General features: G+C 41.3%; 21 protein-coding genes. 7 read left to right on the forward strand and 14 right to left on the reverse strand.

The genetic code is table 11. The features are described 5' to 3' along the window. Nucleotides 1-107 precede the first annotated feature (107 nt). The gene (locus RM368_RS15140) at nt 108-407 is read right to left on the reverse strand and encodes a ferredoxin (protein WP_322694808.1); all 300 of its coding nucleotides are present in this window, start codon (nt 405-407) and stop codon (nt 108-110) included. A 627-nt stretch (nt 408-1,034) separates the two neighbouring features. Here RM368_RS15140 and RM368_RS15145 point away from each other — a divergent pair. Together RM368_RS15145 and map are read left to right on the forward strand one after the other, a co-directional pair. Then, a complete protein-coding gene (locus RM368_RS15145) occupies nt 1,035-2,051 on the forward strand; it encodes a Gfo/Idh/MocA family oxidoreductase (protein ID WP_322694809.1) in 1,017 nt (338 codons plus the stop codon). Continuing rightward, on the forward strand, nt 2,051-2,836 hold the full coding sequence (gene map, locus RM368_RS15150) for a type I methionyl aminopeptidase (RefSeq protein WP_322675519.1): 786 nt from the start codon (nt 2,051-2,053) through the stop codon (nt 2,834-2,836). The genes RM368_RS15145 and map overlap by 1 nt, the downstream gene beginning before the upstream one ends. A gap of 1 nt (nt 2,837) precedes the next feature. On the opposite strand, the gene RM368_RS15155 is transcribed toward map, so the two are convergent. From RM368_RS15155 to psaK, 6 genes are all read right to left on the reverse strand, one after another. Then, nucleotides 2,838-3,071 (reverse strand): hypothetical protein, encoded by a 234-nt coding sequence (locus RM368_RS15155; protein WP_322694810.1) that lies wholly within the window; start codon nt 3,069-3,071, stop codon nt 2,838-2,840. Then, the gene (locus tag RM368_RS15160) at nt 3,071-3,808 is read right to left on the reverse strand and encodes an SDR family oxidoreductase (RefSeq protein WP_322694811.1); all 738 of its coding nucleotides are present in this window, start codon (nt 3,806-3,808) and stop codon (nt 3,071-3,073) included. The genes RM368_RS15155 and RM368_RS15160 overlap by 1 nt, the downstream gene beginning before the upstream one ends. 1,451 nt (nt 3,809-5,259) lie before the next feature. After that, nucleotides 5,260-7,191, reverse strand: a complete 1,932-nt coding sequence (locus RM368_RS15165; RefSeq protein WP_322694812.1) for a M48 family metallopeptidase — start codon at nt 7,189-7,191, stop codon at nt 5,260-5,262. Between the two features lie 6 nt (nt 7,192-7,197). Next, on the reverse strand, nt 7,198-7,785 hold the full coding sequence (locus RM368_RS15170) for a LemA family protein (protein WP_322694813.1): 588 nt from the start codon (nt 7,783-7,785) through the stop codon (nt 7,198-7,200). Between the two features lie 543 nt (nt 7,786-8,328). Next, the gene (locus RM368_RS15175) at nt 8,329-8,580 is read right to left on the reverse strand and encodes a hypothetical protein (protein ID WP_322694814.1); all 252 of its coding nucleotides are present in this window, start codon (nt 8,578-8,580) and stop codon (nt 8,329-8,331) included. A gap of 118 nt (nt 8,581-8,698) precedes the next feature. Next, on the reverse strand, nt 8,699-8,959 hold the full coding sequence (gene psaK, locus RM368_RS15180; RefSeq protein WP_322694815.1) for a photosystem I reaction center subunit PsaK: 261 nt from the start codon (nt 8,957-8,959) through the stop codon (nt 8,699-8,701). Nucleotides 8,960-9,488: 529 nt separating this feature from the next. On the opposite strand from psaK, the gene RM368_RS15185 reads away from it, so the two are divergent. From RM368_RS15185 to RM368_RS15205, 5 genes are all read left to right on the forward strand, one after another. Further along, a complete protein-coding gene (locus RM368_RS15185) occupies nt 9,489-10,799 on the forward strand; it encodes an efflux RND transporter periplasmic adaptor subunit (protein ID WP_322694816.1) in 1,311 nt (436 codons plus the stop codon). 500 nt (nt 10,800-11,299) lie between these two features. Beyond that, nucleotides 11,300-11,755 (forward strand): hypothetical protein, encoded by a 456-nt coding sequence (locus tag RM368_RS15190; RefSeq protein WP_322694817.1) that lies wholly within the window; start codon nt 11,300-11,302, stop codon nt 11,753-11,755. A gap of 356 nt (nt 11,756-12,111) precedes the next feature. Continuing rightward, nucleotides 12,112-12,852: an SDR family oxidoreductase gene (locus tag RM368_RS15195; RefSeq protein WP_322694818.1), complete on the forward strand. Its 741-nt coding sequence runs from the start codon at nt 12,112-12,114 to the stop codon at nt 12,850-12,852. 75 nt (nt 12,853-12,927) lie between these two features. Continuing rightward, nucleotides 12,928-14,022: an alkene reductase gene (locus tag RM368_RS15200; RefSeq protein WP_322694819.1), complete on the forward strand. Its 1,095-nt coding sequence runs from the start codon at nt 12,928-12,930 to the stop codon at nt 14,020-14,022. Nucleotides 14,023-14,257: 235 nt separating this feature from the next. Then, a complete protein-coding gene (locus tag RM368_RS15205) occupies nt 14,258-14,971 on the forward strand; it encodes a rubrerythrin family protein (protein WP_322694820.1) in 714 nt (237 codons plus the stop codon). Nucleotides 14,972-15,210: 239 nt separating this feature from the next. Here the strand turns inward: RM368_RS15205 and RM368_RS15210 are convergent, their stop codons facing one another. From RM368_RS15210 to RM368_RS15240, 7 genes are all read right to left on the reverse strand, one after another. Next, a complete protein-coding gene (locus tag RM368_RS15210) occupies nt 15,211-15,786 on the reverse strand; it encodes a TMEM175 family protein (protein WP_322694821.1) in 576 nt (191 codons plus the stop codon). A 110-nt stretch (nt 15,787-15,896) separates the two neighbouring features. After that, nucleotides 15,897-16,562: a Uma2 family endonuclease gene (locus tag RM368_RS15215; protein ID WP_322694822.1), complete on the reverse strand. Its 666-nt coding sequence runs from the start codon at nt 16,560-16,562 to the stop codon at nt 15,897-15,899. A 202-nt stretch (nt 16,563-16,764) separates the two neighbouring features. After that, nucleotides 16,765-18,153: a histidine--tRNA ligase gene (hisS, locus tag RM368_RS15220; protein WP_322694823.1), complete on the reverse strand. Its 1,389-nt coding sequence runs from the start codon at nt 18,151-18,153 to the stop codon at nt 16,765-16,767. Nucleotides 18,154-18,521: 368 nt separating this feature from the next. After that, nucleotides 18,522-18,749 (reverse strand): hypothetical protein, encoded by a 228-nt coding sequence (locus RM368_RS15225; protein ID WP_322694824.1) that lies wholly within the window; start codon nt 18,747-18,749, stop codon nt 18,522-18,524. Nucleotides 18,750-18,752: 3 nt separating this feature from the next. Beyond that, complete coding sequence (locus tag RM368_RS15230; RefSeq protein WP_322694825.1) at nt 18,753-19,226, reverse strand: type II toxin-antitoxin system VapC family toxin; 474 nt, start codon at nt 19,224-19,226, stop codon at nt 18,753-18,755. A 275-nt stretch (nt 19,227-19,501) separates the two neighbouring features. Beyond that, nucleotides 19,502-19,849, reverse strand: coding sequence for a hypothetical protein (locus tag RM368_RS15235; protein WP_322694826.1), 348 nt, complete (start codon nt 19,847-19,849; stop codon nt 19,502-19,504). Beyond that, on the reverse strand, nt 19,846-21,264 hold the full coding sequence (locus tag RM368_RS15240) for an aldehyde dehydrogenase family protein (RefSeq protein ID WP_322694827.1): 1,419 nt from the start codon (nt 21,262-21,264) through the stop codon (nt 19,846-19,848). The genes RM368_RS15235 and RM368_RS15240 overlap by 4 nt, the downstream gene beginning before the upstream one ends. Nucleotides 21,265-21,317: the final 53 nt, after the last annotated feature.

Raw genomic sequence — 21,317 nt, forward strand, 5'->3', positions numbered from 1 at the left:
GGTACACACGGCATTGCATTGCCAGGGTGTTAACTCTAAATATCCTGTTTGTATTTTGTCAACATTAATAACTCTTGCAAGAGGTTTATGTTTGAGTCGCTTAACTCTTAGTAAAGGTCTTCTTCTTTGTGAGTTTCGATTGTTACGTCAGAGGTTGGGTAGGCGACACAAGTCAGTACATATCCTTTTTCTATTTGTTCATCATCTAAAAATGACTGGTCACTCTGATCGACAGTACCCTTGGTGAGTTTACCTGCACAGGTAGAGCAAGCACCAGCGCGGCAAGAATAAGGCAAGTCAAGACCAGCTTCTTCAGCAGCATCTAGAATATAGGTATCGTCATCAACGTCAATTGTTTCGTTCAGTCCTTCAGCCTCGTTGATTAATGTGACTTTATAACTTGGCATTGAGTAATCCTCTCTTTTGCGAACGGCAGTATAAGTTATCTTAAGGCAAAGGTCACGGCTGTTCTGTGGAATTAGCCGTTGGTTCAAATTTGCTTCAATTCTGATACTACGAGAAAAATTAAACTATGTGACTGGAAATTGAACCCGATTAGTAATGAAATTTAGTTACTTAATCCCGATAAGTTTTCTTTATATTATTTTCGACCCTAGTCAGGTTGTAATTAGAAAAAATTATATACCTAAAACAGAAACATGAGTAAGGTTAATGTTACCGATATTTTGTAGAACTTACGTAGAAGAGATTCCCCAGCCCCTTTAAAAAATAGGGCTATTTCATTTTCTAATCTGATTTAAATGCGCCCGTTATAACAGTAGAGATGTAATTTTTCTTTTGCCATTTTTTTGTTCATAATATTGACAAATTTCTGAGATGATGGATAAAAAAAGGGCTTTTGTTTTGAAGTCTTCATTTTTGAGTACACGTAATTCTATCTAGCTTTAAATAAAGTCTTATCGATCCTTGAGGGGGTAGGACAAATGTTGTAGAGTCTAGACTGGTGAACCCCATGAAGAGAGAATCTGACCACTAAAAGCGTGGGAAGATCGAGAACAGAACTAATGAGGATCATGTATAATTCAGAAGCAGCTTTGGAAAAAGCAAGAGTGCGTGTAGGTTTGGTAGGTACTGGGTATGCGGCAAAGTTTCGGGCTGAGGCATTGCTCCATGATGAGCGATCGCACATAGTCGCAGTTGTTGGTCATACAAGAGAAAAAACCAAAAGCTTTGCTAGAGACTACCAAATTGAAGTCTTGAATACTTGGCAAGAGCTAGTAGAGCGTGAAGATATAGACCTAGTAGCGATCTCCACTATTAATCGAGATCATGGGGCGATCGCTCGTGCAGCACTTAGCAACGGCAAACATGTAATTGTAGAGTATCCTCTTTCGTTGGATGTATTTGAAGCCGAGGAACTGATTGCCTTAGCCAAAGCACAACAAAAACTCCTACACGTTGAACATCTGGAACTTTTAGGTGGTTTGCATCAAGCTTTGAAGCAAAACTTAGACAAAATTGGTGAGGTATTTTATGTTCGCTACAGCACCATCAATCCTCAAAATCCTGCACCCCGCAAATGGACTTATAACCACGAGTTGTTCGGCTTTCCCTTAATTGGTGCCCTGTCTCGCCTACATCGCCTCATCGATTTATTTGGTACAGTATTTACAGTTAACTGTCACCAGCGATATTGGGAAATAGAACCGGAATACTACCAAACCTGTTTCTGCAATAGTGAACTGTGCTTTAACAGTGGACTTTTAGCCCAAGTAGTGTATGGCAAAGGCGAAAGTATTTGGCAATCAGAGCGGAAGTTTGAAGTTCACGGTGAAAAAGGTGGTTTAATTTTTGATGGCGACACCGGAATATTCGTGCAGCCAGGGGAAACAACACCTATAGAGGTTGGGCCTCGCCGGGGTTTGTTCGCCAAAGATACGAGGATGGTGTTAGACCATCTTTTTGACGGGACTCCTTTGTACGTTACCCCAGAGGAAAGCTTGTATACCCTGTATGTTGCTGATACTGCACAAAGAGCTGCACAGACAGGGTTAACTATGTTTATGAAAGATACTTTAGATAAAAGTTAATGAAAACTGAACTAATTGTTATTTTATCCCAACGAGAAATAGAGAAAATGCGTCAAGCTGGGCGTTTAGCTGCTAAACTTCTCCAGCATCTAGAACCCTTTGTGAAACCAGGGGTTAGCACTCTCGAACTAAATGATGAAGCCGAACGTTGGACGCAAGCGCATGGAGCAAAAAGCGCACCCCTTGGCTATAAGGGTTATCCTAAATCCATTTGCACCAGTGTAAATGAGGTAATTTGTCACGGCATTCCCAACGCCAAGCAAATCCTCAAAGAAGGTGACATCATTAATATTGATGTCACACCGATTGTTGAAGGTTATCACGGCGATACATCCAAGACATTTTTTGTTGGTTCTCCTTCCCCAAAAACGAGAAAGCTGGTAGAGGTGACAGAAGAGTGTTTGCGTCTAGGGATTGCTGAAGTTAAACCTGGGGCACGCATTGGCGATATTGGTGCAGCCATTCAAGAGTATGCTGAAGGACAAGGCTTTTCGGTAGTGCGAGATTTCGTTGGTCACGGCATCAGTAATATTTTCCATACTGCGCCGGATGTTCCCCACTATGGCACACGCGGTAAGGGCAAGCGCCTCAGACCAGGGATGGTTTTTACCATTGAGCCAATGATTAATGAAGGTACTTACGAAGTCGAAGTTCTGGGCGATAAGTGGACGGCGGTAACGCGCGATCGCAAGCTTTCTGCTCAATGCGAGCATACCTTAGCTGTAACTGAAGATGGGGTTGAAATCCTTACCTTACCTGAAGGCGAGAATTACTGGGCTGTATGATTCATAATTCATAATTCATCATTACGGGATTTGCAACTTGATTAGGGACTTCTAATTGTAGGAATGCTGAAATGACGATCCGGCTTTGCAAATTGTCGTTAAGAAACTGCTGGCGAAGTTTCCCCAGTGGAGTATCGCTTGCGTGAATGGGATGCTGGTGAATTACGAGGAGTAGTGAATCTGTACAGTTTAATACCCAGATTTCCTTGTCTAGAGCGTTACCCCACAATGTCATTAACTTGATGACACCTCAATGACGTTTTGGGCAAAGCTTTTATAAGCATCGCCCATTTGTTTAGCTATCGAGTCAGGAAAGACGTGAAAATCCCCAGCTTTGAGAGCTTTTATTATCCCCTCTGCCACAAGTGCAGGTGACTGTGCAACCTCACTCATTCCTGCTGCATCGCCCATATCCGTGGCAATCGGGCCAGGGTGAACACTTAGCACAAGCGTGTCCTGCTCACTCAATAGTTCTCGTAATGCCTGGGTGATTGAATAGGCCGCAGCTTTTGAGGCACAGTAAGTAGCAGAGTCGGAGAAAGCCTTGAGCGAAGCAACAGAATTGATTTGGGCAAAGACACCACCTCCATTGGCTTTGAGTACCGGGGCAAACGCCTGAGCCATGTAGATCAATCCATATACATTGATATTCATCTGAAATTCGAGAGCGGCGATCGCATTCTCAGCTAAGGGAGTTCCAGCTTGAAAGACTCCTGCATTATTGATAACTATTTGCACATCTGGGGCAGTTTGAGCAGCAGCAACAATAGATTGGGAATCGCCTAAATCAACCTGAATTGGTACTACCCGTAAGCCGTATTGTTCAACCAATGAGGAGACACTGTTGAGCTGACGAACAGCCGCATAGACTTTGGTGGCTCCGTGTTCAATAAACGACTCAACTATCGCCTTGCCGATGCCGCGATTTGCGCCCGTAACCAAAATGGTTTTGTCTTTGATGTCGTAGTTCATTGGGATTTCTCCTTATGGTTTTTCACGATCTGAAAAACCTTGGACAATCGCTCTAAGTTAGGGCAAAGAAATTTAGCTGCTCTCTTGAAGAAAGACTGCGGCTTCCACCGCTCCTTCTAGCATGGTATCATCATCTATCATGCGAATCTAGCAACACCAATTTTTTAGCAGTCTTGGAAGTTTATGCTTTTGGACACCTCTTCCCTGGCATTTAAAGTTGTTGTTTAGGGAATGAATATTAGCACCAAAAGGATTATTATTGCTGGGGGAATAGTTTATTTTATGGAAGTCCCTAACTATTACCATTGTTAATGACTTGTCGTATCTTTTCACATATTGGGTATTTACTTATACCATTTCTTTGTGAGGCTGCGCTAAATTCTCTTGGCTTCTTTCTTTGCGTTCTTTGCGCCCTTTGCGGTTCGTTTCTTATTTAGTTTGGCGCATCTTCATACAGAATTGGTATTACCCCACTCAACCTTACCCAAGCTTTAGATCCGGTGAGTGCAACAAATAGCTGGTTACGAAGGCTTGTACTTGGCATAAAACTTGACCGAGACAATTTTAGATTTTAGATGCAAGGATGCAAGGATTAAACTCAAAATCTGTAATCTAAAAAAGGTTTCAAGCCTCTCCATGTATGGAGAATATTTAAAAAAATTATTGAAGCCTCTTCTTTAAAGGAGAGGTTAATCCAAAATCGACGTGACCTCTCAAAACTTTTAAAACACCCTCTTAGAGTTTACTATTTATTAATAATAGTGTACAAACTATTGCACCAAGCATATAAACCATAGACGTGTCAGCATCTTTTAAAAGTAGAATATAAAACATAGACAATACTACAAAAATCAACACTGTTATTTTCAACATAAAACCTAACAATTTCAACTATAAGTACCAAAAAATACATCAAAAATATATCTCACGTTTTTTGAAATTGTTGTTTGCAGAAAATAGTTCAATTTCTAATAATATTTAAGATTTTATCCCTCTTTTGTCACTCTGGGGAAATAAAAATTGGAGCTAAATGATGAAACCTAAATTTATTGGGAAGATTAGCGATCGCAAGCTAATAGAAACTTTCAAACAAGCTCTAATATTAAAATCCTATCTGGGCAAGGGTTACAAATTATTCTCTGCCGAAAGTGACAAAAGAGGGATTAGCGTGAAAAAATTATTGAATCGCTATTCTTAATATATTTCTCAAGTGATTATTTACCTGATTGTAATTATGACAGTTTTTTTTGTGGTAGTAACTAATCTAGACAAAAGTACCGATACCAAGTACTTTTATCTATCTAAGTTAAATCTTGGTCAGAAATATGCCGTCTCTAGCATTATTTATTTTATTCTCTGGAAGTCCCTTAGTTAGATAATCTAGATAGTGTGAGCTTCTTTTTATTTTTTAGCAACCCCTACCCCTAAATCATTGTGTCTCACTCGTTACATTAAGTTCGTTTTGCAGAAGGTTGTTTCTGTTTTGAAAGACTAGGCTGAGAATTTAAAAATGGGGGGATGGGACACTCTAGCGTCATGGCGATCGCTCTGAGTAAATCTGCTTCTGAAGGAGTAACTTTGTTATCTAATAGTACCGTGTGGGCGCAAGCATCAACAATAGATTGTTTGAGTTTGGGAGCGGCAAGACGCAGACGCTCAATACTTTTCTTTAGTTCAGTAAAATTACAACTTAATGGCATTTCTGGTTTTTCTTGCTCTCCGGCTTTGGGAAGTCGAAAAACTCCAGAACGAAAAGCATAGGCGATGTCTTCAGTAGACGCATCCGGTTGGGAGTGTCCAACACGAGCAATTACGGACAATATTAATAGACTATCTGGCCAAATTTGTTCGATGGAGGTGAATTCTACGGTTGTAGTAGATGCAGGATTTATACTAGGTTGCAGACGATGCCACAGTATTAACTGCAACACAAAATGCCACAGCGATAAACTTCCCGTAGCTACAACTAAACCGTGGACGCATTTGCATAGCCTTTGGCATTCTTTGGCAGAGTTTTGGCGCAATATAGGCACTGCCAAATCCACAAGTGGCAAGCGAATTCTGGGATCTAACTGACTAATTTCGCTACTTAGTTCCAAGGTTTTCTCTACCAAATCAGCAGGCTGTACCTCTCGTAACCAAGCAATCTGACGTTCTTGAATTTGAAGATTTTCTGTATCTAAAGCTAGCGCCAAAGCTAGGGCCATTGCACTTTGTTGCTCCCGCGCGCCCAAACGCAAAGATTCTGGTAACTGCGATAACAGCGCTTGAGCATGGGCAAAATGCTCTGGTGTAACGCTGCCAACTTGGTTTACAACCTGTTTTGGTGTGGTGTTGCCACCACCAGCAAAGCCCATTGTTAGGGATTCTTGGGAAGGGGAACGCATCTGATTGCGAGATGGCATTGCTGCTAAATTGCTGACGTTCAAACCTCCAACCCGGCGGATACGTTCTGCTAAGGGTGGGTGGGTAGAAAACATATCTTCCCAGAAAGAGGGGTTGAGGGCATTGCCAAAAAACATGTGGCTAGAGGCTTCTGCTCCGGGCGAAATCAACCGTGAATCCATCTGTTGGAGTTTTTGGAAGACTCCGGTAAGTCCGTTGGGGTTGCGAGTGAACTGTACGGCTGAAGCATCAGCGAGAAATTCGCGTTGGCGAGAGACGGCGGCTTTAATCAAGCGTCCGCAAAGTAATCCGATACCGCCAATGGCCATTAGTGCCAAACCAAATGCCCAGATAGGTAAACCCTTGTCTTCCTTTCCTAAACGGAAGCTATCGCGAAGCCGCCAGAGCAATTCCCCGGTTAAATAAATGAATAAAATCCCATGCAGTAGTCCCACTAAACGCAAATTTAGCCGCATATCTCCATTGAGAATATGACTAAATTCATGGCCGATAACTCCTTGTAACTCATCCCGGCTCAAGTTTTCCAAAGTTCCACGGGTAACTCCAATGACAGCATCATTGGGCGAAAATCCGGCAGCAAAGGCATTAATGCTGGTTTCTCTGTCGAGGAGATAAACTTGTGGGACAGAAATACCAGAAGCGATCGCCATTTCCTCGACAATATTTAATAGTTGTCGCCCTTGTTCGTCTGCTATTTCTGGTAGCAGGAGTCTTCCTCCTAACTCTTGGGCAATCACGCTTCCGCCTTGACGGAGACAAGCAATTTTGTACAAACTTCCAATGGCGATCGCAATTATTGTAATCCCAGCCACGTAGAGAAATAACCCTGGATGCCACCAAACACGGGGAGCCATGCGAAACAGAAATAAACTGGCAATATAAATCGCCATAATCATGACTGCGATCGACAGGGAAAATAACCCAATTAATTGTTGCGTATTTTGGCGTGCCCGATCCTGATGTTCAAAGAAATTCATAGACACCTAAAAAGATACGCGTGGAGCATTTCTTATTTCTGGGGTAGCTTCAGGAAGCAATTCAGCAACAGTAAAGTTAAAAGTATTTGCCACCAAGTTGCTGGGAAAAGATTCGCTCTTGGTGTTGTAAAGTGTCACCGCGTCATTAAAAGCCTGACGGGCAAAAGCAATTCGGTTTTCAGTGGAAGATAATTCTTCCATTACCTGAGTCATGGCGCGATCGGCTTTCAATTCTGGATAAGATTCTGAAAGTACCATCAATCGACTTAACGCACCCGTCAGCGCCCCTTCAGCATTGCCCAACTGTTGCATCGCTTGGGGATCGCCAGGATTTTGTACCGCACGACTACTAGCATTAATTGCAGAATTCCGAGCGGCAATAACTGCTTCTAAGGTTTCTCGCTCATGTTTCATGTATCCTTTGGCAGTTTCCACCAAGTTGGGAATTAAATCATAGCGGCGCTGTAATTGAACATCGATTTGAGAATAAGCATTTTTGTAACGGTTGCGATACTTAACTAAATCGTTGTAGGCATTAATGATAATTACACCAACAATGGCAACTAAAGCAACAGAAAATATTAAAAGCCCCATATTTTTAGATTATTTCCATCAGGTACTTACTTTTTTGCAGATTTACCAAACACGGTAATCCTGATATCCAGCAAAATTAGTGTGGATATAAAGATGAGTCTACTTGTAGCAAGTTGGCTTCGTCGTCTGTAGAATTAGTTACGCAAGTTTACTGATGTAGGATTTTTAAATAACCGCAGAGGCGCAGAGAACGCAGAGTAAAATAATTTACAACAATTCCAAACTATTTGTAAACTCTAAGTATTTAAGCATAAATAAATTAAAGTTTGTAAGCTAAACCACATCTAGTTTGCATAATCTGAAATTCTACATTTCTTGTGGGGTGGGCGTCTCGCCCGCCCAATATATGCAAGTTAAATGTGGAACAGCTTAGTAAAGACTTTAGTCCTAATAATCCTTGCTCTAAGCGATAAATCACTCACTACAAATTAAGATTTTATTTTATTGTATTTAATTATGTCTATCTACTTACCTAATTATCATCTCTCTTTTCTCTGTGTACTTTGCGCCTCTGGAGTCGATTAAAAATTCTAGCCAGATATATCACTTATGAATCTGCATAAATAGGGAATAACCACTGACAGCAAAAATAAAAAGGATAGCGGCAGGAAAAATTACTACATCTCTGACAATAAATAAAATCCAATCTTTTCTTAGTTCTTGTTTAAACTTGAGTTCTCGCAGTTTTCGCTCAAGTTCTACATCTTCTTGTGACTGCAAGTTGACAGGTGACAAACTTAGCGGATTATCGGCTTTGCTGGCAATTCTTTTTGATAAATCTGTTATATCTGTCATACCGTTGAGATACTAATATTACTTAGTGTCTCATAAAAAAGAGCCAGAGAGTTCTAACTCTCTGGCTCAAAGCTGGAGACAAATGAATCATCAAATAAAGGCTAACTTGAGTAAGAACCTAAATTCTTCCCAGGTTATGCAACCCTAAAATAGCGCCCACACCTAAGATATGGCCAAAGGCAGCACTTGCTAAAAACGCTGGTGCACCAAAATTACCAAGGAAATTGGCTGTGGGTAGTTTTGGTTCGGCGTTGGGATACTTGATGGTAGATTTGCCAAAGGCAATGGCAATGATATTAGCAATAATCATAATCAGTCCAACTGTAGGACTCCATTGCAGAGGTGTAGTTGCAGCAGCGAGTAAGGTTGAGGTCAACACCTAGATTTGCTCCTGAAATTTATTAATGGTTGAAAACATAATCTGAAACTTTCCGAAGCAAATTCAAGAAATTATCCGATTTTGCATCAATATTTAACAGTTATTCTTACTACTTAATACAAAATGAGTTGAATGCGGCGAGCTGATTGTGGTAGTGAGTTTGAATTTCAATGTCTGAAGCAAGCGAACTATTAGTATTGATTTATACTTTCAGTTAAATCAGGACAAAAATACGCTTTATATCTGGGTAACAGACTTAATTTGCGTACCTCCCGAACTTGAAATCTGCTGTAATAAAAGTGATTCCGATAAAATTATCCTTAACTTTTTGAAGGATACAGTTGAAGTGAGAAATTTCAGGAGCGGATTCACCTTTCGGTAGATTTAGATAGAATCATCAAAACTGTATATTTGGATGGGATAACACATAATTTGCCGCCAAACCTCATGCTAAATCAGTAATTTCAAAAACGACAGATGAAATTTTGATTGAATCTAGTTAATTTGTTCCTTAAGTTCCTCAAAAGCCATGACATCCCCTGAGCCTCAAACTGATTTGGGAGAAAAAGCTCCAGAAACGTCATTTGAGCCACCTTCTGGAAAACGGCGGTGGCTTTGGTTGAGTTTAGCCGCACTCTTATTGTTAGGGGGCGGAGCAGCTATAGTTTGGCGTTTACTCACTCCACAAAATTCAGCACCTTCAAATGCTAACGCTCAACCTCAAGGGGTAAGAGTCAAAATATCAACAGTACAAAGCGGCATAATTGAGGAAAGTTCAGATTTTATTGCTAGTCTAAAATCCCTGCGCTCAGTCACGCTTCAGCCGAGAATTCAGGGTCAAGTTACCCAGATACTTGTCAAATCTGGAGATCCAGTTATTCAAGGAGCGCCAATTCTCCAAGTAGATTCTACACCACAGGCAGCGATCGCTAGGAATAATCCTGTGCCTCAAGCATTTTTAGTGCAACTGGCAAATGCCCGCGCCATACTCAAATCTTTAGAAGCAGAACGACCCTCCTATGTTGCGAATGTGCAATTGTATCAGCAGAACTACGAAAAGTTTGTCAGCCTAGCTGAACAAGGAGCCGTGTCTCGACAGACTAGCAATCAGTTTGCTAATCGACTTGCCAATGCTAAGACTAGTCTAGATGCAATAGATTCCAGAATTCAAGCACAACGAGCTACCATCTTGCAGGCTGAAAAATCTTTGCAGCAATCTAATGTAAATCCTCAAACACAACAGCCCCAGTCTGACAAAATTACCGCTCCTTTTAATGGCACAGTTGGCAACATCCCTGTGAAAGTTGGTGATTTAGTTAATACTTCTACACCATTAGTTAATATCACCCAAAATCGGCCTTTAGAAGTGAATATCTCTGTACCACTACAACAAGGGCCCCAATTGCGTAAGGGTATGCCAGTAGAGGTGATGAACACACAAGGTCAAAAGCTTGGTAGAAGTAGAATATTTTTTATTGCACCTAATGCCAGCAATGAAACACAAACCATACTGATTAAAGCACTGTTTGACAACACTAACGGTCAGCTACGTGCAGATCAATTGGTGAGAACTAGAGTGTTCTGGAATCAGCGCCCCGGAGTTTTGATTCCCACAACAGCAATGACTCGTGTAGGCGGTGACACTTTTGTTTATGTCGTTGAAACAGAGACATCTCACCAAGGTGTATCCCAACAAGTAGCTCGGCAAAGGCGAGTAAAGCTAGGCGAGATCAAAGGTAATAATTACCAAGTTATTGAAGGATTACAGCCAGAAGATAAAGTTATTATTTCAGGGTTGCTCAATCTTAGAGATGGTGTTGCGATCGTTCCAGAATTTTAATTAAGGGGAGTAGAAAAAAGGAGCAAGGGAGAAGTCTCAATCTTGTCTCCTACCAATTTTCACCCAAGAGCGTTACTATAGCGATCGCTCTTTATTGGAGAACTTGTAAAATAGTCTCTAGGTGTCTATCTATGCAATACACTCTGAACTCACTTCCATTCTTTTCTCCTCAAAAGAAAGCATTAGTGAAATTTTAAGATATAACTCGTTTTGTCAAGAGTGATTACGCTGTAAATTATCTATGCTATCGAGTATTTAATTAAGCTTTATACTAAATTTTATGGCAAGGATGAACGATGTTTTTAAATATGCGTAGGCGTAGCTAGTCTTGTCTATGAAACGCTATGCGAAGGCATCACAGGCTGGAAATTTACCTTTGCAACCTCGATTTTGACTAAATTTAATCACCAATAAGTAGTGGTGATAGGTTAATGACTTTAACCTATCACCAATGAATAAAAGTAAGCAATTACTTGATTACCTAACAGAGGCAAACAATTATGTCAGTGAAAATCATCCAATCTAAGTTTGGTTTAGTTTTAACTTGTTTACTTGGACAAACAATGTTGTTGGCTGCGCCAGTACAAGCTGGAGTGGAGGGCAAAAGCTACGATGTCAATTTTCAGTCGAGTCAGGGAGATAATTTTACTGTTTGTTTGGAATTTAACGCCAATGGTAGCAGCCTTCGCTTTGTTGGAATAGATGCTACTTATAGCCGGACAAATCTAGGTCGAGATCAGAGAAATTGGCAAGCAGTAACAAATACAACTTCACAAGAAAGTATCGCACTTAGCGGTCAAGTAAGAGGAGACTTTGTTCCAGATCGGAGGATAAGTGGTAATGCTATCATTTCCAACGGCACTACTTATACATTTAATGGAACACTCTTATCTGAACCAACATGTCCAATTGAGAATGAATCCGTGATAGGTTCAGAAAATCCCTTCTTCAAATAATTTAATCTACGCAGATATGATAAACCAGATGAGCTTTTGGTTAACGAAGACAGACAATTTATAAAAGATGTTTGTAGACTATGGTCAATACAATACCTGTGTCATCAGCATTTAAATTCTGTCAAGTTCGGTAGGGCGTAGTTTACTGGCGTAGGCATTGTGTTTAGCTCAATGAAGACTCTATAAGTTCAATTTAGCTTCATTTCTCCCGCCTGAGAGTTACTTGAATTCACTGGCGGGATTTTGGCTGGAATCAAGTCGGGAGTTTTAGCAGCGATCGCTAAATTTAATCTTGGTACAGTACCTTTAACAATAGATAATCATTTTAGTTAACTAAAATTAAACTCGATTAATCTATGGCATCAATATCCGGGAAGGTTGCAATTATTACTGGTGCATCGCGGGGAATTGGACGAGCGATCGCACTCAAGTTAGCTGGTAATGGCGCATCTATTGTCGTTAATTATGCGGGGAATGCAGGTAAAGCACAAGAAGTTGTTGCAGAAATTGAAAAGTTGGGAGTAGAAGCGATCGCTATCCAAGCTGATGTTAGCAAAGTAGCTGACATCAAAAGGTTATTTGAACAAACACTTGAACGTTTTGGTAAAGTCGATATTTTGGTCAACAATGCCGGAATTGCCTTCTATAAACCAATTACTGAGGTGACAGAAGAAGATTTCGACGCGATTTTTGCCATTAATGTCAAAGGCACTTATTTTGCTTGTCAACAAGCCGCGCAACATATATCAGAAGGCGGGCGGATTATCAATTTTTCCTCATCAACTACAGCGATGATGCTGCCAACTTATAGTGCTTATGTAGGAACCAAGGGTGCTGTTGAACAAATCACACGGGTACTAGCTAAAGAATTAGGTGCAAAAGCGATCGCAGTTAATGTTATTTCTCCTGGCCCCACTGATACAGAACTGTTTCGAGAAGGCAAAACACAAGAACAGATAGATCGTTTAGCGCAAATGGCTGCTTTTAATAAACTGGGAGATGTCCAAGAAATCGCCGATGTAGTAGCGTTTCTTGCTAGCGATGAAGCTAGGTGGATCACTGGGCAAAACATCCGTGTCAACGGTGGAATCGCCTGAGGAAAAGTTCTCCTAACGATCGCCGTTTTCAAACCTCAGTCAGGAATGTGCAACGCCGTAATCGAAATTTAAGTCATGAATTCCAATATCAATCTTTTTACACCAGTTCAGCTTGGCCCTTATACTCTACCAAACCGAATCGTAATGGCACCGATGACGCGTTTACGGGCAATTGCAAGTATTCCCAACTCGCTAATGGCAACTTACTACACCCAACGCGCCAGTGCTGGGCTGATCGTTACTGAATGTACAATGGTTTCACCTCTGAGTTTAGGATACATTAACTGTCCAGGAATTTACTCAGAAGAACAAGTGGCAGGATGGCGGTTGATAACTAATGCAGTACACGAACAAGGGGGCAGAATTTTTTTGCAACTTTGGCATTCTGGGAGAGTTTCTCACTCAGCTTTACTTAATGGAGAATTGCCAGTTGCTCCCAGTGCGATCGCAGGGATTGGCTCACTCCACACACCCATAGGTAAAGTATCGTTGGAAACTCCCCGCGCTTTAGAAACTCCAGAAATTACTGAAATTGTCGAGCAATTCCGCAAAGGTGCCGAAAATGCCTTGGCGGCTGGTTTTGATGGGATTGAACTTCACGGTGCATTTGGCTATTTAATCGATCAATTTCTCCAAGATGGCTCGAACCAGCGCACAGATGAGTATGGCGGTTCAATAGAAAAGCGTAGCCGATTCCTCTTAGAAGTTGTGGAAGCAGTCGCTAGCGTTTGGGGTGGAAACCGGGTTGGGATCAAACTTTCGCCAAGTAACACTTTTTATGGAATGCATGACTCCAACCCTCAAGAAACTTTTGGTTATGCTATCAATGCTCTTAACCCCTTTGGACTTGCCTATCTTCACCTGATGGAACCGAACGAAGTCGATTTAGCAACCCACGAAGTCATGAACCCAGTTACACCCTACTTTCGGCAAATATTCCAAGGTACTTTGATTACTAATGGTGGCTACGATCGCCAAACAGGAGATAACATTCTTGCTAGTAGCAATGCAGATTTAGTTTCTTTTGGCAAGTTATATCTTGCTAATCCTGACTTACCAAAACGCTTAGAACTTAATGCACATTTGAACGCTCCAGATCCAAAAACATTTTATGCCCCTGACGCTACAGGATACACCGACTATCCATTTTTAGAACTTCAGACAAATTAAAGCAATCACAGTCATCTCTAAATCAAAAATATAATTTGTCAGTTGTACCATTTTTCGGTTTTATAATTGTCCAAGTAAGAGAACACAGCCGTGCTAGCTTCCGATCAAAACGGATTGCTTATGGGATGACAAAGTTTGTATAAAGCATTTATTACTTATACAAATAACGGCTGATTATTTGGTTGTGGAGTCTGTGCTTTTGCACTAAATATCACTTATCAGGTATTAAAAAATTATGGATTTGTCCAACTTTACTACACTTCAAAACCTAGAAGCTGCCTTTGGTGGTGAATCGATGGCAAATCGGAAGTATCTGTTTTTCGCAGATGTAGCGCGTCAACTTGGGTTTACAGACTTAGCGAAACTTTTTAAAGAAACAGCAGATCAAGAAACTGAACACGCTTTTGCACATTTTAAGTTACTACATCCAGAACTTGTGGTAGAAGATGCAGCTGCTTTAACTGATGAACAAAAGCGGGAAATTGTATCTCACTGTTTATCTTTGGCAATTGAAGGCGAGACTTACGAATATACTACAATGTATCCAGATTTTGCCGCAGATGCTCAACGCGATCGCGACAATCCAGCAGCTGAAGAATTTCTCAAACAAGCTCAAGAATCTACCGATCATGCCAATACATTTCGAGAAGCTGCTCACCGTTTTGGCTTGTTAAAATTCATCGAAAATTACCACGCCGATCGCTACGCTGAAGCCTTAGAAGTATTAAACGGAGGACAAGCAGCAACTAGAGTTGCTGGTGAAGAACCTAAAACTCGCAAATGGATTTGTAAACAATGCAGCATGATTTACGATCCCGTTGCTGGCGATCCTGATTCGGGAATTGCACCTGGTACACCTTTTGAAGAAATTCCTGAAGACTGGGAATGTCCAATTTGCGGTGCTAGTAAAAAAACCTTTAAACCATTTGAGGAAAAAGTTGCAGCTTAAGACGACAATCAGTTAGGCAATCTTTTTTAGCAACTAAACGCGAAGCGTCTTAAAAGATACTTCGTGTTATTGATTTTTTATACATACAAATTAAATGCGTAACAGCTGAGGTATAGCACAAGCCTTGGTGGTTAGGACATCAACAGACGATAAAACTTAGACACAAAAAGGCTTTTCACCCAGTCCCCAGCGATGCACTGAGCTTGCCGAAGTGTCCCTTGCTATAATTCGTAATTCCTTTAGGAAGTGTAAATCTTCTCAATGCGACGGTCAGGAATCAGCCACATAATTGCGACTAAAACGTACAATGCACAAGCAAACCATGAGTTTACAAAGGCAAGTGGAATTCCCACAGCATAGACAACTACTGATATTTTTCCTTTGAAGTCTTCACCAACTGCGATCGCTAGAGTCGAATCTTTGCCGTGGTGAGAAATCAGGGTACGAGTCAGAATGAAGTAAGCGATCGCATTCAACAACAACACCGTACCATAAAGGGCAACAGGCATGGCGGCAAAGTGATTCTCGCCCATCCAACCAGTGACGAAGGGGATTAGCGACAACCAAAATAGCAGATGCAAATTCGCCCAAAGGATACGCCCATTAACGTGTCGGACTGCTTGTAGTAGGTGATGGTGATTGTTCCAGTAGATGCCGATATAAATAAAACTCAACACATAGCTCAGAAATACTGGGATTAGTGGACGTAGCGCGGCTAAATCGAACCCATGCGGCACTTTGATTTCCAGCACCATGATGGTGATAATGATGGCAATCACCCCATCGCTGAATGCTTCTAATCTCCCTTTTCCCATGTACGCATTCCTTTTCTATTGATTTAAAAGTAAGTTGTGAGACTCTGTACTTTATCGTATCAAGTAGCCGCCGTTGATGAAGATTCTCTGCAAGCGCAAAATCAAAATCTTTAATTCTCACTTGCCAATTTCCGCCGTAATTCCCGAATAGCAGTGCTAGTATTGCGCTCGTAGGCAATTTTTAGAGACTCTGTGACTACTTCTGACACATTGATGTTAGGGAAATAACGGCTATTGGTTTCAACAGTGTAGCGTAGACGCGAAGCGGCTTGTCGTGAGACATCGCCCTGCAATCTGTAAATTACCAGCTGGTTTTTCCTAAACAACCAAACTTCTGGTACTCGATAAGGTAGGTAGTCATTGACATCGGTGTAGCTGCTGATGTCTATCTCCACTACCAAATCGGGTGATGGATCGACACCCCAATTAATTCGATCTTTACCTGCAATTGCTTCCCAGTTTTCAATATAAAAACAGTAGTCTGGTTCTATACCACTTTCTTGTGGTAGTTCCATTGTGATTGGGGTAAATGCTTCGTATTCTCGTCCCAAACGATCGAGCAAAACTTTGGCTACATCTGCAATTACACTTACTTTACGCCCATGTTCTGGTAGCGGTGCCATCAAGATAATTTCTCCATCTCGATATTTAATACGAGGAGAGGAGCGATCGCCTAGTTGTTCATTGAGTGCTTGATAATCTTGCCAGCTTCCAGGTAGGCGTACTACCGCACCTGGGGATAAATGGATTGTATCGGGTGTGACAACAGCAAACATACAACTGAACCTCCACCTCAACTGTAATGCTTTAAATATCAACTGCTGCGACTGAAAAATACAGCAGCTATAACAATTAAACCTAAAAGTGCTAAAGGAACCCAGAGATTAGGGACATCCGATAAACTCATAAATGACTTCCAAATAAATATGATATATGAGGCAGATTGCAATAGACAGTTGCTACTTGATAAATCAACTTTTAAGTAAGCCTTCTTTTAACTTCCTCAGCTAGATTTTCTAGTAGTACTTCTACTTGCTCGCCTGTTTTCAAATCTTTGAGCGATGACTTTTGTGCTGCTGCTTCTTCAGAACCAATAATTACGCAAAATTGAATTCCTTGCTTCTCTGCTAATTGAAATTGTTTACCCAAGGGACGCTTATCAAAGTTAGTGATCGCATTAATTCCCGCCTGACGCAGACGTTGAGAAACTTTTAAATAAGTAGGCATTAAATCTTCCTGCATATTCACTACCATCACTTGGGCTGGTGTAGCAGCTAAGGTATTTAGAATACCAGCTTTTAACAAACGACTAATTAAGCGAGTTAAGCCGATAGAAATACCGACACCAGGCATTTTTTCGCCCAAGAAGACCCCGACTAATTCTTCATATCTACCGCCAGAACAAATACTACCTAAAGCTTCATGTCCTAATAAAGTTGTTTCGTAAACTGTACCAGTATAGTAATCAAGACCACGGGCAATGGATAAATCAATACAGAAACGATTTTCGGCAACTCCGAGATTACGCACTCCAGCAATTACCGTTTCTAATTCGCTAACTCCTAAACTCAATTGCTCGGTTTCTGGCAGATTTTGGGCAAGGTGTTTGAGCTTATCTAAGACTTCATCAACGGAACCGTCTATTTTGATAAATTCAATGATTTTTTGCGCCTGTTCGGCTGCAATCCCTTCTTTATCTAAATCTTGTTTGACTTTACTTTCACCAATTTTTTCTAGAGTGTCAACAATACCAATACAAGATTTTATTTGATTTTCAGCAATACCCAATGATTTAAAGAAACCAGTCAGTACTTTTCGGTTGTTGATGCGAATCAGAAAATCACCAATATTAATTGCTTCAAATATCTCAGTGATAATTGCAGGCATCTGAGCATCATAGAGCAAACTGAGTTCGCGACGCGCAACTACATCAATATCGCACTGGCGGAACTGACGAAAACGCCCATCTTTCGCCCGTTCTCCCCGAAAAACTACATCGGTTTGATAACGAGCAAAGGGAAAGGTTAATTCATTCAGATGACGGGCAATATACGCCGCTAAAGGAACTGTTTGATCGAACTTTAAAGCTCTTGCTTCCGAACCAGTTTCGTCCGATTTATCTCTCTCGGCTTGTCGATTTGGTGGCAATATAGGATTAATTCCATAAATGATATTATCGCCTTGATTACCTTTAGCTTGCAGTACTTCTAAACGTTCTACAGCAGGTGTTTCGATGGGCGTAAATCCATAGCTTTCAAAAACTCTACGGATAATATCTAACAAATATAATTCTAAACGCTTTTCGCTAGGAAGAAATTCTGGAAACCCGCTAGGGGTAGAAAAGTTTATTTTGTCACCTTTGGCCATGCGTGTACCTTACTAAGTTCATATTTGAGATCAAAGCCTAACGACTGAAGTTGTGACTACACAAACAAAGTCCGCCTGCGCGGACTGGAGAATAATCAGTGGTTATCTCTGAAAGGAGAAATTACTATCTTAGCCGTTCTTCTTGTCTTATCCGTCAAACTCACGCTAATTAGTGCCAAAATCCCGACTGGAAATTCTGCAAAGCAAAGAGTCTGCGAAAAATTGGGCTTCTATATTCATCCCACTGCTGAGACTTCAGTCGTGAGAGCAGAAATTATAACTTGATGCGAAGCATAACAAATTCTGTTTTTCTTCTAAGCGATGCCTGCGGCGGGCTACGCCTACGCGTTTTCGTCGGCTTTTAACAGCTAAGTTAAGCGGTGGCTAGTATCCGTTGTATCACCACAAATATCTTTCGTTTGTCCGCTCCAACGTGTTATTAGACCGGGCTTCCGCGACAAATTCACGACTTTTCTGCCGCTTTCTGCTTCCTTCTTACGTAGGTCTGCAAATATTGCATCTAAATCATAGTTGAAAGACTTCGCATACTCTTCACGGATTTGGTGGATCTCTTCGACAATCTCATCTGTCCACATGACCTAATATCCCATTAGTTCGTTGGGTGTGCAAAGGATAGGCAATACATAGCCAAAATCAAGGCTAATCTCGGCTAACTTACCCTGGATTTGAGCATTAGCAATATGTTTACAGTTCCACGTTAACAGATAATCAATGCCGTGGACGGTTGCGGCGGCAATGTGAATTGCGTCTACCTTTGCTTTCGGAGGCAGATTACTCTGGGTCAGGAATTGAATAGCTAAACTTTGTACGGCTTGGCTCAATGCCAATAAAGGAAAGTCTTGTAGAATCTCCAGTCGTTGAGTGGCGATCGCTGTATCTCCCTTAGCTACTTCGTCTAAAACAGCCTCCGAAGTGTAAAGAATGAAGTTGTTTCGACGAAAGTCCCACCATTCCGGTGTTATTTCGATATTAGCAGCAATAATCAGGTTTTTGGTCGATCTGGCTGTCAGATAACCAATAACACTGGTTTCAATATAGACGGTTTCACTCACAGCACTTTCTAAATTTTATCTGCCCCTCATCCTACAGCATTTAAACTTTACTTTAAGGGTTTGCGGGGGATAGTCATTTTCCAGCCATTCCCAAAGTTGAGCCACCGGGATAGTTTACCCTTACATCAATGCACATTTTTGACTAAACTTATACTAATTCAATTAATGATTATCCTTGGGTAAAGACGCGATGAATCACGTCTCTACAAATGGTCTATTTGTCGCATTTTTTTTCAAATTGGTATTATCTTTCTAGCGTGTCTTAAAGACTTGTGTTATGAACGAATAGATTTGTTTTTTAAACGAATGAACTTGTGTTGTGACGAATGAACTTGTGTTGTGAACGAATAGATTTGTGTTGTGACGAATGGACTTGTGTTGTGAACGAATGGACTTGTGTTCTGAACCAAAACCATCAAAATTCTTCCAGATGCTTTGATTATCGCGGACGAAACTGTGGCGGAGGCGATCGCCTCTAGTAAAATAGATATTTTGAACAAGATGCGAATGCAATGCCAACTCTTGGAGACGCTTTGCGTAGCTTGCTTCTTTAAAGGAGTACGGCGGCAAGCTACGCCATTGGTTACGCTAATCAGTTGCATAGTGATGATGGCATTGGTCACTCCCCATTTTCAAACCACCAAGGGTCATTAGTAGCATTAGTTTTAATCAAAATAGCTTTTTTTCGCATAAATCGTTTCATCGCTGCTGCACCTATGCGTGACTGTCCCAAACCGGAGTATTTGAAGGCGTTTTTCTCTCCCTCATGCATGATGGTGGTGAGTCCAGCATCGTTGATACTAATAGCACCTGCATCTATTTGGTAAGCAACTTCTAAAGCTTCTGTTTCTGAGGCAAATACAGCAGCACTTAATCCATAGATTGAGTCATTGGCTAAAGAGACTGCTTCATCTACTACAGAAAAAGGCATGACTGGCATAACCGGGCCAAAAGTCTCTTCGGTCATGACTTTCATGGAATGATTAACTTGGGTAAGCACTGTTGGACGACACCACCAACCCCCACCTAAATCCTCGATGACACCACCGCAGTGAATTACTGCTCCTTTTTCCACTGCATCTAGAAGATGATCGCTAATAATGGCTGCTTGTTTTTCGGCGATGATCGGGCCGATTTCTCCACTTTCGACTGTGGGATAGGCTAGTTTAAGGCGATGTGCTTTGGCTACTAGTTGATGGTAAAACTTTTCAAATATCGAGTCTGCAACGTAAATTCGCTCAATTGAGAGGCATGACTGCCCGGTGTTGACAACGGAACTCCATAATATTGCTGAGGTTGCTAATTCTAAGTTGGCTGATTCTAAAACGATCGCTGGATCTTTTCCTCCTAATTCCAAAAAAGCTGGAATAAACTGTTTTGCAGCCGCTTGTGCAACTTTTCTCCCTGTGGCTACACTGCCTGTAAAGCATACCAAATCTACATTTTCAATTAAAAGAGATCCGGTTGCACCTGCTCCTTCGACAAAAGTTAATACCTCGTGCAGTTTGGGAACAGTGTTGAGTGCTGTAATTAGTGGTGCTACAAAGCGGGGAGTGATTTCACTGGGTTTAACAATGACAGCACAACCTGCTAACAACGCCGGAATGGTATCAACAGTAGACAGTGACAGGGGAAAATTCCACGGGCTAATTACCCCAACTAAGGGATAAGGAACAGATGTTTGTTGCAAGGCAATAAACGGAATGGCTGTATTTTTTGCCGATTCTTGCAGCAATTCCGGTGCTAACCGACACCAGCGATCAATGCTGGAGAGGAAGGAGTCTATTTCTAATACCGAGGCTGACAATCTTCCTGTATCATTTACCAAAGCTTCCGTGAGGCGATCGCGTCCAGATATTATCGCATCTTTCCACTGCTGTAAAGCTTCAATTCTCCCCTCTAAGCCCAACTGCTGCCAGCGAACTTGTGCCCGGCGCGTCCGCTTACATTGCTGTACCACCAACCTTGGAGGCGGCGGGATAATTACGTAGTCAAATTTGCCAGTTCGGGGATTGCGGACTTCTATTGGTTTTGTCATTTGTCATTTGTCATTTGTTATTACTTCCTAATCCCCAATTTCCATTCCCAAAT

This window comes from Nostoc sp. DedSLP03 (genome assembly GCF_034530815.1).
Taxonomy (GTDB): domain Bacteria; phylum Cyanobacteriota; class Cyanobacteriia; order Cyanobacteriales; family Nostocaceae; genus Nostoc.

Bases quoted from the DNA above. Each gene is read 5' to 3' on its own strand.
- RM368_RS15140 (WP_322694808.1), bottom strand. From the start codon at position 407: ATGCCAAGTTATAAAGTCACATTAATCAACGAGGCTGAAGGACTGAAC.
- RM368_RS15145 (WP_322694809.1), top strand. From the start codon at position 1,035: ATGTATAATTCAGAAGCAGCTTTGGAAAAAGCAAGAGTGCGTGTAGGT.
- map (WP_322675519.1), top strand. From the start codon at position 2,051: ATGAAAACTGAACTAATTGTTATTTTATCCCAACGAGAAATAGAGAAA.
- RM368_RS15155 (WP_322694810.1), bottom strand. From the start codon at position 3,071: ATGACATTGTGGGGTAACGCTCTAGACAAGGAAATCTGGGTATTAAAC.
- RM368_RS15160 (WP_322694811.1), bottom strand. From the start codon at position 3,808: ATGAACTACGACATCAAAGACAAAACCATTTTGGTTACGGGCGCAAAT.
- RM368_RS15165 (WP_322694812.1), bottom strand. From the start codon at position 7,191: ATGAATTTCTTTGAACATCAGGATCGGGCACGCCAAAATACGCAACAA.
- RM368_RS15170 (WP_322694813.1), bottom strand. From the start codon at position 7,785: ATGGGGCTTTTAATATTTTCTGTTGCTTTAGTTGCCATTGTTGGTGTA.
- RM368_RS15175 (WP_322694814.1), bottom strand. From the start codon at position 8,580: ATGACAGATATAACAGATTTATCAAAAAGAATTGCCAGCAAAGCCGAT.
- RM368_RS15185 (WP_322694816.1), top strand. From the start codon at position 9,489: ATGACATCCCCTGAGCCTCAAACTGATTTGGGAGAAAAAGCTCCAGAA.
- RM368_RS15190 (WP_322694817.1), top strand. From the start codon at position 11,300: ATGTCAGTGAAAATCATCCAATCTAAGTTTGGTTTAGTTTTAACTTGT.
- RM368_RS15195 (WP_322694818.1), top strand. From the start codon at position 12,112: ATGGCATCAATATCCGGGAAGGTTGCAATTATTACTGGTGCATCGCGG.
- RM368_RS15200 (WP_322694819.1), top strand. From the start codon at position 12,928: ATGAATTCCAATATCAATCTTTTTACACCAGTTCAGCTTGGCCCTTAT.
- RM368_RS15205 (WP_322694820.1), top strand. From the start codon at position 14,258: ATGGATTTGTCCAACTTTACTACACTTCAAAACCTAGAAGCTGCCTTT.
- RM368_RS15210 (WP_322694821.1), bottom strand. From the start codon at position 15,786: ATGGGAAAAGGGAGATTAGAAGCATTCAGCGATGGGGTGATTGCCATC.
- RM368_RS15215 (WP_322694822.1), bottom strand. From the start codon at position 16,562: ATGTTTGCTGTTGTCACACCCGATACAATCCATTTATCCCCAGGTGCG.
- hisS (WP_322694823.1), bottom strand. From the start codon at position 18,153: ATGGCCAAAGGTGACAAAATAAACTTTTCTACCCCTAGCGGGTTTCCA.
- RM368_RS15225 (WP_322694824.1), bottom strand. From the start codon at position 18,749: ATGTGGACAGATGAGATTGTCGAAGAGATCCACCAAATCCGTGAAGAG.
- RM368_RS15240 (WP_322694827.1), bottom strand. From the start codon at position 21,264: ATGACAAAACCAATAGAAGTCCGCAATCCCCGAACTGGCAAATTTGAC.